General features: G+C 64.3%; 22 protein-coding genes. 8 read left to right on the top strand and 14 right to left on the bottom strand.

Annotated features, from left to right (window positions below; translation table 11 throughout):
• Positions 1-170: 170 nt before the first annotated feature.
• The gene (locus IVA75_RS22260) at positions 171-707 is read right to left on the bottom strand and encodes a helix-turn-helix domain-containing protein (protein WP_247286267.1); all 537 of its coding nucleotides are present in this window, start codon (positions 705-707) and stop codon (positions 171-173) included.
• 200 nt (positions 708-907) lie between these two features.
• On the opposite strand from IVA75_RS22260, the gene IVA75_RS22265 reads away from it, so the two are divergent.
• Together IVA75_RS22265 and IVA75_RS22270 are read left to right on the top strand one after the other, a co-directional pair.
• On the top strand, positions 908-1,258 hold the full coding sequence (locus tag IVA75_RS22265) for a zinc ribbon domain-containing protein YjdM (protein WP_027569793.1): 351 nt from the start codon (positions 908-910) through the stop codon (positions 1,256-1,258).
• Positions 1,259-1,414: 156 nt separating this feature from the next.
• Complete coding sequence (locus IVA75_RS22270; protein WP_247286269.1) at positions 1,415-1,600, top strand: hypothetical protein; 186 nt, start codon at positions 1,415-1,417, stop codon at positions 1,598-1,600.
• A 22-nt stretch (positions 1,601-1,622) separates the two neighbouring features.
• Here the strand turns inward: IVA75_RS22270 and IVA75_RS22275 are convergent, their stop codons facing one another.
• The 5 genes from IVA75_RS22275 to IVA75_RS22295 form a co-directional block, all read right to left on the bottom strand.
• The gene (locus IVA75_RS22275) at positions 1,623-2,543 is read right to left on the bottom strand and encodes a DMT family transporter (RefSeq protein WP_247286271.1); all 921 of its coding nucleotides are present in this window, start codon (positions 2,541-2,543) and stop codon (positions 1,623-1,625) included.
• A gap of 90 nt (positions 2,544-2,633) precedes the next feature.
• The gene (locus IVA75_RS22280) at positions 2,634-2,780 is read right to left on the bottom strand and encodes a hypothetical protein (protein WP_198034846.1); all 147 of its coding nucleotides are present in this window, start codon (positions 2,778-2,780) and stop codon (positions 2,634-2,636) included.
• Positions 2,781-3,027: 247 nt separating this feature from the next.
• A complete protein-coding gene (locus IVA75_RS22285) occupies positions 3,028-3,282 on the bottom strand; it encodes a hypothetical protein (RefSeq protein ID WP_247286272.1) in 255 nt (84 codons plus the stop codon).
• Positions 3,283-3,453: 171 nt separating this feature from the next.
• Positions 3,454-3,657, bottom strand: a complete 204-nt coding sequence (locus tag IVA75_RS22290; RefSeq protein ID WP_247286273.1) for a hypothetical protein — start codon at positions 3,655-3,657, stop codon at positions 3,454-3,456.
• 63 nt (positions 3,658-3,720) lie between these two features.
• Positions 3,721-3,891 carry a Flp family type IVb pilin gene (locus IVA75_RS22295; RefSeq protein WP_007609602.1) on the bottom strand — a complete coding sequence of 57 codons (171 nt, stop codon included), beginning with the start codon at positions 3,889-3,891 and terminating at the stop codon, positions 3,721-3,723.
• 345 nt (positions 3,892-4,236) lie between these two features.
• Here IVA75_RS22295 and IVA75_RS22300 point away from each other — a divergent pair, with 345 nt between their 5' ends.
• Positions 4,237-5,547, top strand: a complete 1,311-nt coding sequence (locus tag IVA75_RS22300) for a hypothetical protein (protein ID WP_247286274.1) — start codon at positions 4,237-4,239, stop codon at positions 5,545-5,547.
• A gap of 10 nt (positions 5,548-5,557) precedes the next feature.
• Here IVA75_RS22300 and pdxY read toward each other — a convergent pair whose 3' ends face one another.
• From pdxY to IVA75_RS22315, 3 genes are all read right to left on the bottom strand, one after another.
• Positions 5,558-6,370 carry a pyridoxal kinase gene (gene pdxY / locus IVA75_RS22305; RefSeq protein WP_247286275.1) on the bottom strand — a complete coding sequence of 271 codons (813 nt, stop codon included), beginning with the start codon at positions 6,368-6,370 and terminating at the stop codon, positions 5,558-5,560.
• Positions 6,371-6,417: 47 nt separating this feature from the next.
• Positions 6,418-7,059, bottom strand: coding sequence for an FMN-binding negative transcriptional regulator (locus IVA75_RS22310; protein WP_247286276.1), 642 nt, complete (start codon positions 7,057-7,059; stop codon positions 6,418-6,420).
• A gap of 91 nt (positions 7,060-7,150) precedes the next feature.
• Positions 7,151-7,795 carry a TetR family transcriptional regulator gene (locus IVA75_RS22315; RefSeq protein WP_247286277.1) on the bottom strand — a complete coding sequence of 215 codons (645 nt, stop codon included), beginning with the start codon at positions 7,793-7,795 and terminating at the stop codon, positions 7,151-7,153.
• Positions 7,796-7,892: 97 nt separating this feature from the next.
• Between IVA75_RS22315 and IVA75_RS22320 the strand changes: the two genes are divergently transcribed.
• Both IVA75_RS22320 and IVA75_RS22325 read left to right on the top strand, forming a co-directional pair.
• Positions 7,893-8,558, top strand: coding sequence for a class I SAM-dependent methyltransferase (locus tag IVA75_RS22320; protein ID WP_247286278.1), 666 nt, complete (start codon positions 7,893-7,895; stop codon positions 8,556-8,558).
• Positions 8,559-8,722: 164 nt separating this feature from the next.
• Positions 8,723-9,067 (top strand): multidrug efflux SMR transporter, encoded by a 345-nt coding sequence (locus IVA75_RS22325; protein WP_247286279.1) that lies wholly within the window; start codon positions 8,723-8,725, stop codon positions 9,065-9,067.
• A gap of 70 nt (positions 9,068-9,137) precedes the next feature.
• Here the strand turns inward: IVA75_RS22325 and IVA75_RS22330 are convergent, their stop codons facing one another.
• A complete protein-coding gene (locus IVA75_RS22330) occupies positions 9,138-9,452 on the bottom strand; it encodes a hypothetical protein (RefSeq protein WP_027569782.1) in 315 nt (104 codons plus the stop codon).
• Positions 9,453-9,537: 85 nt separating this feature from the next.
• The gene (locus IVA75_RS22335; protein ID WP_027569781.1) at positions 9,538-9,744 is read right to left on the bottom strand and encodes a hypothetical protein; all 207 of its coding nucleotides are present in this window, start codon (positions 9,742-9,744) and stop codon (positions 9,538-9,540) included.
• A gap of 109 nt (positions 9,745-9,853) precedes the next feature.
• Between IVA75_RS22335 and IVA75_RS22340 the strand changes: the two genes are divergently transcribed.
• Positions 9,854-10,132, top strand: a complete 279-nt coding sequence (locus IVA75_RS22340; protein ID WP_027569780.1) for a DUF3551 domain-containing protein — start codon at positions 9,854-9,856, stop codon at positions 10,130-10,132.
• 19 nt (positions 10,133-10,151) lie between these two features.
• Here IVA75_RS22340 and IVA75_RS22345 read toward each other — a convergent pair whose 3' ends face one another.
• From IVA75_RS22345 to IVA75_RS22355, 3 genes are all read right to left on the bottom strand, one after another.
• The gene (locus IVA75_RS22345; protein ID WP_027517641.1) at positions 10,152-10,430 is read right to left on the bottom strand and encodes a hypothetical protein; all 279 of its coding nucleotides are present in this window, start codon (positions 10,428-10,430) and stop codon (positions 10,152-10,154) included.
• A 174-nt stretch (positions 10,431-10,604) separates the two neighbouring features.
• A complete protein-coding gene (locus IVA75_RS22350; protein ID WP_247286280.1) occupies positions 10,605-11,600 on the bottom strand; it encodes an SH3 domain-containing protein in 996 nt (331 codons plus the stop codon).
• A gap of 165 nt (positions 11,601-11,765) precedes the next feature.
• On the bottom strand, positions 11,766-13,688 hold the full coding sequence (locus IVA75_RS22355; protein ID WP_247286282.1) for an FAD-binding monooxygenase: 1,923 nt from the start codon (positions 13,686-13,688) through the stop codon (positions 11,766-11,768).
• 103 nt (positions 13,689-13,791) lie between these two features.
• Here IVA75_RS22355 and IVA75_RS22360 point away from each other — a divergent pair, with 103 nt between their 5' ends.
• Entirely contained in the window at positions 13,792-14,256 is a 465-nt protein-coding gene (locus IVA75_RS22360) for a MarR family winged helix-turn-helix transcriptional regulator (protein ID WP_027569777.1), read from the top strand.
• A 178-nt stretch (positions 14,257-14,434) separates the two neighbouring features.
• Positions 14,435-14,863, top strand: a complete 429-nt coding sequence (locus IVA75_RS22365; protein WP_247286284.1) for a hypothetical protein — start codon at positions 14,435-14,437, stop codon at positions 14,861-14,863.
• Position 14,864 lies beyond the last annotated feature (1 nt).

The following is a 14,864-nucleotide window of genomic DNA, read 5'->3' on the forward strand; positions in this document are numbered from 1 at the left end:
AATTCGATTCGGTATCGCCGAAGTCGGTGCGAGGCTCGTAGCCCGCTGCGCTCCATCCGTGCTACGGCTCAACACCGCCGCTTTTTCGGATTTCCAACACTTTGAAATCCCTCGGGATTTCTACTGTGCATGGGGTTGTTTTCGACGTTTTTGTTTTGACGGGTCGCCAGCTACGCCGCGTCAACATTCTCGGGCGCCGGCCCTGCGACGAGCCCATCGAGACCGACCATCAGCAGATCGGCAATGTGCATCAGCTGGTACAGCGGAATGTCCGCCAGGCCCTGCTCGGCCAGCGAGACGAAGGCCGGCGTGGCGCCGATGAGTTCGGCGAGCTGGCCTTGCGTGTAGCCGCGTTTTTCGCGCGCAGCCCTGAGGCGCGCACCGATCCCAAGCCGGTGGCGGGACTGCTCGTCCGCGGTCATCATCACGGCCTGCTCGTCCGCGCTCGCATAGCCGTCCGCGAATGCGCTGCCGATCAGGCGGCCCTTGCGCCAGGCGACGCGGCAGTCCTTGCGCAGTCCGCTGCTGAAGACCAGCGTGAACTGCTCGGCGACCCAGAGCGAGGCGTTGAGGCCGAGGCGCGCGCCGGTGCCCGAGACATCGCGGATCGTGCAGGGCGCGCTGATGATCTTGCCGGTGCCGTTGTCGAATTCGACAATGCCGGTGCGCAGCGTGTGATGTCTGACTGCGGCGCGATGCTCGCTCATGACTAGAACACTCCCTTCCGCCGCGACGTCGAACCGGCGCAGCCACAAATTCCGGACCTCGATACCGCAGAATTTTTCCCGAACTCCTAAATTTGCAGGGGTTCGACCAGGACTGAAAGCCATGGTAAAGGATTTGCTCCCAATCCATCTTTTCCGGCGGAAAGCGTGCGGCGCGCCCGTGACGGGCGACGAGGCAAACGATGACCGACGCGATGAAATGTCCGACCTGCAACTCCGAGCACGCCTATCAGGATCGCGGCCTCTGGGTCTGCCCGGAATGCGGCCATGAATGGAGCGGCACGGCGGAGGCCGCCGCGGACGCCGCGCAGGAGGCCGGCGTGCGCGATGCCAACGGCAATGCGCTCACTGATGGCGACAGCGTCATCGTGATGAAGGATCTCAAGGTCAAGGGCTCCTCCTCCGTCGTCAAGGGCGGCACCAAGGTCCGCAACATCCGCCTGCAGGACGCGACCGACGGCCACAACATCGCCTGCAAGATCGACGGCATCGGCGCGATGAATTTGAAATCGGAGTTCGTGAGGAAGGCGTAAGCCGAGGCGGCCGCATGTCGCAATGTTCAGAAGTGGACATACGTTGCTGCGCCGGACCGCTACCCATGAGCCGACATCCGTACGAACAAGACTTGGGAGGCCGCTCTGCGAGGACCGCCAACAAGCGACGCGACCAAACCAATCCCGACCGATGACATGTTCGACAATCTGAGCGATCAGGCCATCTTGCGATTGTACGAAAACATCCGGCATCAGGTTGTCGCCGACAAGGCGCTCGGAGGCCGGTATCGGCTGCTCGGCAAATCCGCCAGCGAGCGCGCCGAGCGGCTCGGGCGGGAGCTGACGGGCCGCGGCGTCAAGTTCACCACCATCGAATGGTAAGCGCCGTGCGGAGGCTTGCGGTCTATCGCTGCCTCTGCGCCAGATAGAATCCGCACAGCACCGTCACCAATCCCGCCGTCTGCAATAGTGTCGGCGGCTCGCCGAGCAGGAGCCAGCCGGTGAGCACCGTCAGCGCCGGCACGCAGGCGGGGACAACGGCGGCGCGGGCAACGCCGAGGCGTTGGACCGAGACGGCGAACAGATAAAGCGCAGCCGGGCCTGCAAGCACGCCCTGCGCCAGCGCCTGGATGGCGTTCTCACCGACACCGATCGCCGCGATCCGCGCGAGGCCGCCTGTCATGAGGTAGATCGGCAGCAGCAGCAGCGACAGCACGTTGATGACGAGCGCAGCCGACACGGCGGAGACACGCCAGTGGCGCACCAGCGCGCCGAAACCTGCGAACATCAATCCGGTCAGCACGAAGGTGAGATCGCCCAGCACGCCATCGACGCCGATATGACCGATCGATTCCGCGCCGATCACGCCGAGCCCGGCGACGATGACGAGGGCGCCAGCGATGCGCGATGCGGAGACATGCTCTTTCAGAAACAAGGCCGCGAGCAGCAGGCCGCCGAGCGTCGCGCAGGAGGGCTGGATCACGCTGCCATGGCCGAGCGGCACGAACAGAAAACCGGTGTAGGAGATCAGCGACATCACGGGGCCGCCGAGCACCATCAGCGCAAGGCCCCTGCCCCAGCCGATGCCGCAGAGATCGGAGATTCCGCCGCGTATCACCAGCGGCAGGAACGCGATGCCGGACCAGACATAGCGATGCACCAGCAGATCGACCGGCGTGAAGCCGACCTTGAGTCCGTGCCGCGTGCCGGCAAAGCCGAGCGCCCAGAACACCGCCGCGGCAAGGCCGCAGAGCACACCGACAAGCGCCGGCGCCTGATCGTTCTTTTGAGTGAGAGCGTCAGCGCCGCTCGTCCGCTGATCCATGGGACAAAGCGGTACGCCGACAGAGGCCATGGCTCAACCCATGTGCCTGCAAGGCTGGCACGCAAGCGAGAGACGCCAGCGCGCCTTCTCTCAGAAAAACCCGGGGCTGAGATCGAGCCCATAGGTCAGGCTCAGAACGAACACGAACAGCGCGGCGGCTGCGAACAAGGCGATGTGCTTGAGAATGAACGCGCGCGGCGAGACGCTTGCAACAACGGCTTTCTGTGCAACCGGCATGACTACTCCATTATGAAAATGATTCTTGGCTGCTCAATAAGCGGCGCCCGCATCAAGCGCCGCGATCTGCAAAGCAACTATTAAAGAGATCACACTCGCTTTGAACGGCCGTACACAACCGCACGTGATCATGGCTCGCTGCGCCAAAAAAAGACCGCGCTCCCGAAAGGGAACGCGGTCCAGGCAGGCTCGAAGAAAACGAGCCTGCATCACGTTGGCTTGATGTTTGGCTTGTGGCGTCCCCAGATCAGCGCGCGCTGCCCGTCGTGACGTCAGACGTCTTCACCTTGCGCGGCGACAGAACGCGGGTCTGGTGGACCGAAGCGACAGTAGTGGGCGCCGAGGCCTGCTGCTCGACATGCGCTGCACCGAGCACGCGCACCTGCATCGGGGAGACCGGAAAGCCGTTGGCCTCATAAGTCGGCAGCTCGGCGGCGAAAGCCGCGGTGCTGCCCGCGATCGTCAGGATGGCGGCGGCGATCGACAGAGTCTTCTTGTTCATGGGTGATGCTCCTGATGGAAGGTTCGGAGCACATCTAAGCTCATTTTGCTGCGCTGCGACATGCGTTGCTGCATTGCAACAACGCGCCCGGTGCATAGCAATATGTTTAATGCGCACAAGGCGTTGGCCGAATCACCGCCGACTGCGACATGACACTTTTATGAGCGGCGGTCAGCCGCCGAGCACGTGTCCCCAGCCGTCGAAGACGTAGGTCTTCCAGATCACGGTTCCGTCCTGGCCCGGCTGGCTGGCACGCCTGAAATCGTCAGCCTGCTCAGCGGTCCACGTGATGATCGTATCGGAGAGCTGGTCGTGCAGGATGGCGGGCTCGGTGGGGTCGAAGGCGTCCATGGGACGAAGCGATGAATGCGTCATGGCCGCCCAACGCGCCAACCAGCCCAAGGTTGCGGCGAAGCGCCGGGCGCCGCGCCACACAGCTCATTTCAACGCCGTCGCCAGCGATTGCAGCTTTGCGACGAGGTTGGTGCCGAGGGCGTAGATGATCTCGATGATCGCGAGCGCGATGCCGGCTGCGATTAGGCCGTATTCGATCGCGGTAGCGCCGGATTCATCGGCAGCGAATTCGGCCCATTTGCATTTCAGTTTCATGTGCGTGTCCTTCCCAACTCTGCCGGAATCGCCGACGCGGGAGACTTGCACAGCCACAATCCAAGATTGAGTAAATTCAATCGCCTCAAGTTGATGACAATGAATCCCGCATTTCCGGGCCCTTTCGACTACGGCCCCTGGAACCACGATGGAACCCGCGTTGCCCGCGCGCAACACCCGCTCGAAAAGCCCGATTTCGCCGAATTGCGCCATTGCGCCGCCACACCGTCCTCCGAACAATCGACGCACGGCGTGCCTTTTCGTGCAAGACTGTTTGGCCAAGACTGTCTGGTCAAGACTGTTCGGAGAAGACGAGGTTCGACAGAACCGTTGGAGGCAGGGATCATGAATGATCGGCGGTCTCTTCTGGTGGCGGTCTCCTGCCCCTCGGCGGTTCTCGCCGGCTGGCTGGCGCTCTCTTTGTCCGCCTATGCCCCTGCCCTTATCGAGAACAGCGGCGCGAATGCTTCCGCCGTCTCGCGCGCGAAGGATCTCAGCCGGCTTGACCTCGCGGACATCCCGCACGCTGCGGCCATCGAGGACGGCGTCGCCCTGACCGCCGACATCGCGGCCGCCGTCGCTGCGACACCGTCGATCGTAACCACTGAAACGGCAGCGCCCGAGGCGCCAGCTCCGGCCATCAAGCTCGCCTCGGCCGACCCGTTGCTGATCTTGCCGACCGAAGCGCCGCTCGTGCCGCAGATTTCAACTGAGCCGACTCCAGTCGCCAGCGAGGTGGCTCCGGCTCCCGCGCCGGAGCCCGTGATCAAGCTCGCCTCGGCCGATCCCACCGAGATCGTGACGACGGACGCACTGTCGCCCGCGACGATCGCGACCGGCCCTGCGCCTGCCGCGAGCAAGGCCTCGCCGTCTGCGGACAGGACCGCGGTGCTCGACGAATGCTACGTCATGGAAGCCTGCATCGACCGTTATCTCTGGGCGCTCTACCAGCGCACGCCCAAGGAAGACTCGGTCAAGGTCGAGGATCGGCGCGCTGTCACCGTCAAGCGCAAGGGCAAGATGGTGACCGTGATGCGCAGCTTCACGAAACTGGTCGACGAGGACTTTGGCTGGAAGGATCCGAAGGCGGCCGACCGCGCCGGCATGTCGATGATGGACTACGTCATCGGCGGCATGGACAAGAGTTTCAAGAAAAAGCTGTTTCGCACGTTGCTCGCGGCTGAGGCTGCCGGGCTTTCGCCTGGTATCACCAGCGCGTTTCGGGACGACTATCGCCAGTCGATCGCGAGTGGCCTGAAGGCTGCCTCGGACCGCTCCTATCACGGCGGCAGCACGCGCGGCGGCTACGGCCACGGCATGGCGGCCGACATCGTCAGCACCAAGGGCGACAACCGCGCGCAACGCTGGGTCTCGACCGAGGTGCTGTGGAAGTGGGTCGATGCCAATGGCAAGGCGCTCGGTATCGGCCGACCCTATCTCGGCCGCGATCCCCCGCATGTCGGCCCGGTCGACGGTACGGAATATGTCTCGCGCCGAGGCACGTCGGACCGTAAGGAAGCCAGCGTCAAGCCGAGGAAGGCGCGGGCCGTGGCAAGCGCAAAGCCGCCAAAGGCGAAGGCGCAGGCGACGCGCGAGCAGAAGGTTCCGGCAAAGCCGCAGAAATCAGCGCAATCGGCCGCGAAACGCGCGACCTGAGTATCACACCTTATCGTCCCGGCGTCGGCAGCGGTACGAGCTGCATCTCGACGGTGCCCGCCTCCTGAGTCCGCACCAGCACTGCAAAGATGGTTTCGACCGCGAGCCGTACCGCCGCCTCGGTCGCTGTGCCCTTGGCCAGATGCGCCGCGATCAGGCCCGTGAGAAGATCGCCGGTGCCTGAGGGGCGGATCGGTAGGCGCGGCGTCGCAAAGCGCGACAACTGACCGTCGGCGCACAGAATCGTTTCCACCTGCCCTTCCGCCGTATCAGTGAGCGTGCAACCGGTGGCGACCACGTCGATGTGGCCGGTCCCGGCCAGCGCTGCGCACGCCGCGCGCAGACCCTGCGCATCCGCGATGTCGAGGCCTGCGAGCAGCCCGAGCTCGAACTGGTTTGGCGTGGTCAGATTGGCGGCCGGCAGCAGCCGGTGCCGGACCACGTCCAGGATGCCGTCGGCGACGTAGACGCGGCCATCGTCACCGATCACGGGATCGCAGAGATAGACCAGTTTTGAATTGCGGGTCAGCGCCCGCTCGACGAAATCGGCAATGACAGCGGCATTGCCGGACGAACCGAGATAGCCGGTGACGAGGACCGCAGCCTCGTCGACGAGATCGCGCTCCTCGACGCCTCTCAGCAGGTCTGCAACGAGCTCGGTCTCCAGCACCCGCCCGCGCAGGGTCGGATAGCGCGGATGGTTCGACAGCAGCGTGGTCGGCACCGCCGCGACATTCACACCTTCCGCCTGCATGGCATAGGCGGCGGCGCTGTTGCCGACATGGCCGTGGACCACCTGGCTTTGAATGGAGATGACGAGCATGAAAGAGGTCCGTAGGAGTAATCGTCAAGCGAGACAAGGTCGCCCAGTCACGAAAAATGATATCCAAGCCCCGGCCGCAGCGCTTGCATCTTCCGCGCCAGCCGCCGATGCCCGCTCTCCTCCGACCGCACCAGCCGGCCGGCGACCGCGACGTGATCCGCATCGCTCTTGTGCTGGTTGAGCTTGGCCTGCCCCTCGACGGTATCCACCACGAGATCGATGACGCGAATGGTGGCCAACATGGTCTCGCGCTTGTCCGGCTCCATCTGCGCCAGGTCCCAGGGCGCCTTCGGCAGCCGCGCTTCGGCGACCGCGAGTAGCGCATCGCCGTGCCCGCGGTTCTCGTCGAGCCCGCGCACATGCGCCACGCCCGACAGGTGCACGGCCTCGTACAGCCAGGTCGAGACGTTGTCGCGCGAAGAATACCAGTCGTTGGAGATGTAGGCGTCATCGCCGGCAACGATCAGCAGAAAGCGCCGCACGCCATCCGCGAGCGGAACGAGCGGATTCCTGGCGGTGAAATGGATCTGGACGATCGCGCGCCCCTCACGTTGCTCCAGCACGAAGGGCACATGCGAGGCGCGCGGACCGCGCTCATCCGCCGCGACGATCATGCCGAAGCCGCGCTGGGTTGCGAATTGCAGCGCTTGCTGCTCCTCGATACGGAATTGGGGGCGGAGGACATGCATGGCGGGGCGCTCGTTAGCGGGCTGGAGGACAATCGAGGCTAACTCATGATCCGGTCAGATCAGAAGCGATATTGGCCCGCAAACGCGGATGTCAGGAATGATCTCGTCGCCGCGCGAGCTCATCGATATAGGCGCAGAACATGTCGGCCATTGCGTCGGCATGATGCGCGATCTCCGCCTCGTTGCGCGGTGTCTCCGAGAACTGCTTGCCGACCTCGCTCAGCGTCGTCTTGATCAGCTCGCCGGCAAGCTCCCGCGTCGCATCCGGCGCCTTGGGCAGGGCCTCCCGCATGAAGGCCGCGACGATGCCTTTACCGGCGGCCCGCGCGTCGTGTGCTTCGGGCGCATCGCGATAGAGCGGCGCGGCGTCGCTGAGCGCCGTGCGGATTGCAGCCTCCTCGCACTCGGAGCGAATGAAGGCGTGGACCAGCGCGCGCAGCCGCACCAGTGGCGGCTTCGCCCGGTCCGCCAGGATGCCGCGCAGGAGCTCGCTCGTGCACCGCCACTCGTCGCTCTGGAGGCGGAACAGGATCGCCGCCTTGTTCGGAAAATATTGATAGAGCGACCCGACGCTCACCCCGGCTCGCTCGGCCACCCGCGCCGTCGTGAAGCGCTGCGCCCCCTCCTTTGCCAGGACCTGAACAGCCGCGTCCAGAATGGCCGCCACCAGCTCGTTCGAGCGGGCCTGCTGCGGCTGTTTTCGTGAGGAAACTGAACGGCTTCGGCGATCGGCCATGGGGCCCTCGGGGAATGCGAATAGCGAATGCGACGAATTAGTCGTATTTCAATTCTCACGCAAGCACTCGCCTCTCGGCGACATCTGGAGAGTACACATGACCACCCCGACCATCACATCACTTGCGCCACTGCTCGATCGTCTGTTCGACCAGGACGAAGCCGCGCGCGGCGCGATGCGAGCCGCCTTCGCCGATGTGACCGACGCCGACCGCGCACGGATGATGCGGAGCAAGACTGCTTACCGCGACCTCTACGGGCGGCTGAAGGACGCACCGCTCGCGGTCTCCCGCGAGACCGGTCACCTGCTTTACATGCTCGCACGCAGCTCCCGCGCCAAAGCGATCGTCGAATTCGGCACCTCGTTCGGCATCTCGACCCTGCACCTTGCCGCGGGCTTGCGCGACAATGGCGGCGGCCGCCTCATCACCAGCGAATTCGAACCGTCCAAGGCGGCCCGGGCGCGCGAGAACCTCGCGGCCGGCGGGCTGCTGGATCTCGTCGAAATCCGCGAAGGCGACGCGCTGAAGACGCTTCAAGTCGATCTGCCTGATACGATCGATCTCGTGCTACTCGACGGCGCCAAGGCGCTCTACCCCGATGTCCTGGATCTGGTCGAAGGCCATCTCCGGCCAGGCGCGATCATCGTCGCCGACAACGCCGACGACAGCCCTGACTATCTGGCGCGCATGCGCATGCCCGGAAGCGGCTACATGTCCACGGCCTTTGCCGAGGACGTCGAACTCTCCGTGCGGATCAACTAACGCCAAGACCAATGAGCCGCCGCGCGAACCATCGCGCGGCGGTTTCGTGCGGCGCTCCTTCGTGTCGCAGGCTCGTCACTGACACGTGATAGCTGGACCCGGGCAAACGTCATATTCCCCGTACCGTGCGGTATCTTTCTTTGCACAATACGCCCGAGCCCGTGATGACTTCCGCCTTCAATGCCTACGCAGCGCTTGCCCTCGCTATCGCCCTCGAGGTCACGGCGTCCGCCTTCCTCCAGCAATCCGTGCAGTTCACGCGGCTGTGGCCGACACTGGCGATGGTGCTGTTCTATGTCGCCTCGTTCTACGCGCTGTCGGTCGCGATCCGGGTCATCCCCCTGAGCATCGCCTATGCGATCTGGGGCGGGGTCGGCATCATCCTGACTGCAACGATCTCCTTCGTGCTGTTTCGCCAGATGCTCGACGCTGCGGCCTTCGTCGGCATCGCGCTGATCGTGTCCGGAGTGGTGGTCATCAACCTGTTCTCGGCGACCACGGTGCATTGATGCCGGCAAGCACGGTGTTCACCGGCAAGGCCTTCGGCTTCGCGACGCCCTGCCGGCAGCCGACCCACGCCTACTGGCTTTGCGACGGCTTGGGCGCACGCGGCCCGGATCGCTTCGCGCCAGGCTTGGCCGCAGCTCGCGGCGGCGCCGTGTCGACCGATTCCAGATAGGCGGCAAGCGCCTTGGCTGTGTCCGAACTGGTTGCGTAATGGTCCTTCAGAAACCAGGACAGCGTCAGGTTGAAGCGCCCCTTGGCAAGACCGCGCGGGCTGCGATGGCAGGTCGCGCACCCATCGGCGAAAAGCTTTTGCGGCGACTTGCCGGCATCGAGATTTTGCGCCACGGCAACCGTCGCCGTCAGAACGGCGGCCGCCGCAAGAGTCATCGTTGGAAGAGTCATAAGGGGCGCGATCACGCCGCGCCCCAATCGAAATGGCGAAATCAATGTCTTGCCCAGCCCCGTCTTGCGGTCAGGCCGCCAATAGCTGATCGAACTCGGGTGGCGCGTAGGCCTTGCCGTCCTGGTCGGTGATGACGACCTTCCACCCCTCGCTTGCCCAAACCTTTGCCTTCGCCACGATGAGCAAACGGCTCTCGCGGGCAAAACTGCACTTCTCATTGTCGCGTTCTGCGATCATCTTGTAGGCCAATGCGCATCCCCTTAGCGTTGCCTGCACCCGCTCTCGTCGTGGCAGCGGGCTTTGGCGGCAATTCGCCGGGAGCGTGGCAATTTGGTGCCATCCGCGGCAGCATTGTGCCTGGTTCCGATTACGAAAGGAGCTTTTCGTGCGCCGCATCATGAATGCGATCCTGCTTGTCGTGGGCTGCCTTGGTGCGGGCCTGCTTGGCGCGGCGCCCACAGCGGCTCAGACCTACGATCCGCGCCATCCCGTCTGCATCGAGATCTACACCATCGACGGCCGCAGCATCGATTGCAGCTTTGCGACGATCGCGCAGTGCGCCGCGACCGCCTCCGGGCAATCCGCCCAGTGCTACGCCAATCCCTATGCGACGCAGAGCCGGCAGCTGAGCCCGGTTCCGTCGCCGCCGCGACGAAGCCGATAGCATCAGGTCTGCGCTCCGATCAGTGGACGCGAATGATGTGGGGGCGGCCAAGATCGATCAGCCCCTGCACCGCGGAGAGGCGGTCGTCGAGGGCTGCGATGGTCAGCAACAGATTGTTGCGGCGTTCGTCGAGAAGGCCCATCTCGGCGCCGGAGAGTTTGGTGCTCGATCGCTCCTTGTGAATCACCTCGAGAGATTGGCGCAATCCGGCAATCAGGCCGGACAGCTGCTTGGCTTCCTTGGTCATCGACCTCTTCGCGACATTATGGCGGCGCGTCTCCGCCTGGTTCTGTCTCATCGTCGTCATCCTCCCGTGCCCCGCTGCCCCGAGTGGAATGCTTACAGCTTTGAGTAGACATATTACGATCGATGAAATCTGCCCGCGAAGAAACTTCTTAAATTGTATGGGCAAGGAACTCGCTCGGGCCTCAGCAGAAAGCCCGGCGCGAGGGCCGGGCTTTCGTTGGCAACGCTAGTGCTTCTGGTGCCCGCCACCGGGACCGCCGGCCGGCGCACCGCCGCCGTGCGGCGCGGCGTTGATGTGAGGAGCGCCGCCACCGCCATGAGGCATCGCAGGCGCAGCCGTGCGCGGCGCCGGCGTTTGGGCATGAGCGTTCATCGGGGAGCCGTGGCTCACATTAGGCTGGGCCACATGCGGCATCGCGGGCCGGCTTGCGGGAGCTGCTGAGACACGCGGCGCCTCATGCGGGCGCGCCATCGGCTGCGCATGCAGGGCCGCGCGGTGTGCGGCCTGCTCGTGCATGATGCGGGCCTGTGCATCGTGCGGATTGCGGCCCTGAAGATTGGTCCGCTCATGCGCGATGCGGTCGCTTCGTCCCGCACGGCTCCGGTCCGTCGCAGTCGCACTCTCGTGCCTGGCCATCGCGGCGTCGTGCCGTGAAGTTATGGCATCACGACCGGAGACCGCGGCCGCGCCCTTGACACTTTCCTTCGCATCTTCCCTGGCATTCGCACTGTTGCGCCCGAGTGCGACCGCCGCATCGCGCGTTGCCGCGCGGCCCATGCGAGCCGCGCGCGGATCGATTGTCATCCGCGTCGCTTCGCGCTGATGCGAGGTCCAGTAGCTATTCCAGTGGGCATGCCGCCGATACCAGGGCCGCCCCTCATAATAGCTCGACCAGTACGAGGTCAGCACGAAGGGGACGATCGGCACGTCGATCTCGTCGACATAGTCGGGGAGATAGACGTAATGATTGCGGTAGAGATATTCGAGATATTGCGACGACACCCAGCCACGGTCATCCGAGAAGCTCACGTCGCACCAGGCTTTGCCGCGCAGGCAACCATGGATATCGACGCGGGCGCCCTCGGGGATGCGATCGACCAGCGGAAAGCCCGAACCCGGCCCGGCGCGCAGGCCGGTCGAGACGGTGACCATACCCGGAGCGGCCAGCGCGGCCGTCGGGGCGAGCAGCAAACCGGCTAACAACATGCTTCGGAATTTCATGGCGTAGTCCTCCTCTTTCGAGTCGGAACGCGCAAGCGGAACAGGCGTTCCGCGAACGAAGGTCTCATCCGTCGAAAGATCGAGACGAATGCCGCGCGCGGTTCAATATTCATTCGCCGTTCATCGACATCGCGCGCACGCGCGAGTGTGTGCGCCGCCGTCCCGTCAGTTCACTTGCTGCATAAAACCGTCGAAGTACGCAGCAAGCGCAGCAAAATGATCGAGCGGCAGCACGGTCGCGACATACTGATCCGGCCTCACCACGACCATGCAGCCGGCCTTACGATCGATACCGCGCATCGCGAAAACGTCTTGGCCATTCTTGGGGTCCGGACAGAACATTTTCTCGTAGTCGATCAGGCCGTACCGGCCCTTGCGCGGAAGCAACAGCGCGGGCATCGCCTCGACGGCGAGCTCGCGATGATTCTGCTGGAAGACCGCCCGCAGGTCGATCACGCTGTCGATGTCGGCGGCCACGGGCGTGTAACGCCGGACCGGCGACTCCCGCGCCCCGGAGAGAAAATTGCACAATGCGCGTATAGCCGAGCCGGCTGTTGCCGGATTCTCAGCGCTAGAGAAAGCGTAGATGCGAAAGCGGCCATCCGCGGACGCTGCGTGACCGAGAGGCACCGGCTTGGCATCCGCAAGCCGGATCACCGGCGCGGAATGAAAGCGCGTGCCGATGACGAGGCCTTGCGCGAGCTGCTGGTGGGACGTCGCTCCGGTCAGAACCGACGGGCGGTAATGCGTCGCCGTGCCCGCGGTGTAGCGACCGTGCCTGACGAAATAGTCCTGCGTCCTGGCGGCATCGGCGCCGCCGGCCTTGGCGGCGGACGCAAGAATCCCAGCCCATTCGCGGTCGAAATCGATCAGCTCTTTCGCAACGGCCCGGCGCTCGGCCGAATAGGAATGCAGCAGGCTTGGCGCAGACTGCTTCCGCAAAACGGCAGCGAGCTTCCAGCCGAGATTGAAGGCATCTTGCATCGAGACGTTCATGCCCTGCCCCGCCTTCGGGCTGTGGGTGTGGCAGGCATCGCCGGCGATGAAGATCCGCGGCAGACGCTTAGCGATCTCGGTCCCCGGCACGTCGTCGAACTTGTCGGTCAGTCGCTGGCCGATCTCGTAGACCGACCACCACGCGATCTCCTTCACATCCAGCGTGTGCGGCTTGAGGATCCGCTGCGCCTTCGCGATCACGTCATCGGCGGTGATGTTGCGATTGGCGACGCGCTCGCCGATGTCGAGCTTGGCGAGCTCGACATAGAGGCGGACCATGTAACCGCCCTCGCGCGGAATGATCAGCAGGCTGCCGTCCTTCGCCGACTGGATCAGGGCCTTAAAGCGGATGTCCGGAAAATCGGTCACCGCCAGCACGTCCATCACGCCCCAGGCATGATTGGCGGAATCGCCGAGCAACTCGCGGCCGATCGATTTGCGCACTGTGCTGCGGGCGCCGTCGCAGCCGACGACGTAGCGCGCCTTGATCGTCTCTATCTTGCCCTCGTTCCCGGCATCGAGCCGTTCGAGCCGCGCCGTCACGGCATGGTCGGCGGGACCCGCGGCCGGATCGACCTGAAGGTCGAACAGGCGCCGGCTGTAATGGGGCTCGAGGCTGGCGGGCGCTTTGCGCATGACGTCGAGAAAACCGTCGTGAATGCGCGCCTGGTTGAGAATGACGTGCGGGAATTCCGACAAGCCGTCCTCGACGTCCTGCACCCGGCCGCTGCGGACGATATGTTCTGGCAGCCGCTCGTCCGGCTTCCAGAATGTCGTCTCGTTCACCCAACAGGCTTCCTTGAGGACGCGCTCGCTGAATCCGAAGGCGTGAAACATCTCCATGGTGCGGCATGCGATGCCGTCGGCCTGCCCGACCAGCAAGCGGTCCGGCTTCTGCTCGACGATGCAGGTCTTGATGTCATCAAACTGCGCAAGCTGGGCCGCAAGCGTCAGGCCCGCAGGACCACAGCCGACGATGAGGACATCGACCTCTTCAGGCACGGCGCCCGTTGCGCCAGAAGGCTGAATGCGCGCGGCGGGATCTGCGATTTCAGGGTCGCCCGGCTGAAATCCATTGAGATGGAATTGCATGAGCACCTCTCCCGCCGATGTTCTGTTTGGATATTGCTCAGTATGCTGACTATCAGTATACTTGTCAACGATCCCGGCCGTCCTACCCCAACGGAGAAATTCGGTGAAAGACAACAACGACATGCCCGGACATCTGGCGCGCCGTTTCCAGCAGATCGCGGTCGCGGTGTTTCTGGCCGAGGTCGAGGATGCCGGCTTCGACCTCACGCCGGTGCAATACGCCGCGCTCGCGACCATCAAGGCCAATCCGGGGCTCGACCAGGTGACGCTCGCAGGATTGATTGCCTACGACCGCACCACCATCACCGGCGTGATCGACCGCCTCGTGCAGAAGGGGCTCGCGGAGCGCCGCGCCTCGCGCCGCGACCGTCGTGCCCGCGAGCTCGAGATCACCGACGAAGGCCGCCGCACCCTGCGCAAGATCACGCCGGCCGTCGAATCCGCGCAACGCATCATGTTGCGTGGCCTCAGCGCGAAGGAAGGTGAGGATCTGATGCGGCTGTTGCACAAGGCCATCGCCGCCGGCAACGAGCTCAGCCGCGCCCCGTTGCGCGAGGTGCAGGCATAGAGCGTTTTCGAGCGAAGGGGCACCGCTTCGCGTCAAGAAAACGCGCCACGACAGAAAGCCCCGTAATTCTACCCCTCATTGTCGCAGTATCGCGAAACCAGGAACTAACCTTCGGCTGTTACGGTCGGCGGCATTCGGCGTTTAACGCGCGATTAACTTTGCCGGTCTGGAGTTTCGGATGTTCAGGTTCCTCATTGCGGCGGCGGCGATCGCGCTCTCGGCCGCTCCGGCGCTCGCGAATGGCCATGGCGGCGGCGATGCCCCTCCTCCGCCGAAGCCCGCGACCTCACCGGCGAAAGTGATCCTGACCAAGCAGGGCCCCACGCTCGTCGACCTCAACGGCATGACGCTCTACTATTACGAGCGCGATACCACCGGCAAGACGTCGAACTGCAACGGGAAATGCGTCGAGAGCTGGATTCCGCTCTCCGCAACAGCCGATGCCAAGGCGATCGGCGATTTCACCGTGATCAACCGCAACGACGGCAGCAAGATGTGGGCATATCGTTATCGTCCGCTCTACACCTCGCCGGCAGACAAGGCGCCGGGCGAGGCCAACGGCAATGCCACGACGCTGCAATGGCGCATCGCCCGTCCCGAGAACTAGG

This window comes from Bradyrhizobium sp. 134 (assembly GCF_023074155.1).
Classification (GTDB): Bacteria; Pseudomonadota; Alphaproteobacteria; order Rhizobiales; family Xanthobacteraceae; genus Bradyrhizobium.

Excerpts from the sequence above, each read along its gene's own strand:
- IVA75_RS22285 (WP_247286272.1), bottom strand. The coding sequence starts at position 3,282 with ATGAACAAGAAGACTCTGTCGATCGCCGCCGCCATCCTGACGATCGCG.
- IVA75_RS22280 (WP_198034846.1), bottom strand. The coding sequence starts at position 2,780 with ATGCCGGTTGCACAGAAAGCCGTTGTTGCAAGCGTCTCGCCGCGCGCG.
- IVA75_RS22290 (WP_247286273.1), bottom strand. The coding sequence starts at position 3,657 with ATGACGCATTCATCGCTTCGTCCCATGGACGCCTTCGACCCCACCGAG.
- pdxY (WP_247286275.1), bottom strand. The coding sequence starts at position 6,370 with ATGCTCGTCATCTCCATTCAAAGCCAGGTGGTCCACGGCCATGTCGGC.
- IVA75_RS22270 (WP_247286269.1), top strand. The coding sequence starts at position 1,415 with ATGTTCGACAATCTGAGCGATCAGGCCATCTTGCGATTGTACGAAAAC.
- IVA75_RS22310 (WP_247286276.1), bottom strand. The coding sequence starts at position 7,059 with ATGCATGTCCTCCGCCCCCAATTCCGTATCGAGGAGCAGCAAGCGCTG.
- IVA75_RS22275 (WP_247286271.1), bottom strand. The coding sequence starts at position 2,543 with ATGGATCAGCGGACGAGCGGCGCTGACGCTCTCACTCAAAAGAACGAT.
- IVA75_RS22320 (WP_247286278.1), top strand. The coding sequence starts at position 7,893 with ATGACCACCCCGACCATCACATCACTTGCGCCACTGCTCGATCGTCTG.
- IVA75_RS22295 (WP_007609602.1), bottom strand. The coding sequence starts at position 3,891 with ATGAAACTGAAATGCAAATGGGCCGAATTCGCTGCCGATGAATCCGGC.
- IVA75_RS22260 (WP_247286267.1), bottom strand. The coding sequence starts at position 707 with ATGAGCGAGCATCGCGCCGCAGTCAGACATCACACGCTGCGCACCGGC.
- IVA75_RS22345 (WP_027517641.1), bottom strand. The coding sequence starts at position 10,430 with ATGAGACAGAACCAGGCGGAGACGCGCCGCCATAATGTCGCGAAGAGG.
- IVA75_RS22300 (WP_247286274.1), top strand. The coding sequence starts at position 4,237 with ATGAATGATCGGCGGTCTCTTCTGGTGGCGGTCTCCTGCCCCTCGGCG.
- IVA75_RS22355 (WP_247286282.1), bottom strand. The coding sequence starts at position 13,688 with ATGCAATTCCATCTCAATGGATTTCAGCCGGGCGACCCTGAAATCGCA.
- IVA75_RS22350 (WP_247286280.1), bottom strand. The coding sequence starts at position 11,600 with ATGAAATTCCGAAGCATGTTGTTAGCCGGTTTGCTGCTCGCCCCGACG.
- IVA75_RS22330 (WP_027569782.1), bottom strand. The coding sequence starts at position 9,452 with ATGACTCTTGCGGCGGCCGCCGTTCTGACGGCGACGGTTGCCGTGGCG.
- IVA75_RS22325 (WP_247286279.1), top strand. The coding sequence starts at position 8,723 with ATGACTTCCGCCTTCAATGCCTACGCAGCGCTTGCCCTCGCTATCGCC.
- IVA75_RS22315 (WP_247286277.1), bottom strand. The coding sequence starts at position 7,795 with ATGGCCGATCGCCGAAGCCGTTCAGTTTCCTCACGAAAACAGCCGCAG.
- IVA75_RS22265 (WP_027569793.1), top strand. The coding sequence starts at position 908 with ATGACCGACGCGATGAAATGTCCGACCTGCAACTCCGAGCACGCCTAT.
- IVA75_RS22365 (WP_247286284.1), top strand. The coding sequence starts at position 14,435 with ATGTTCAGGTTCCTCATTGCGGCGGCGGCGATCGCGCTCTCGGCCGCT.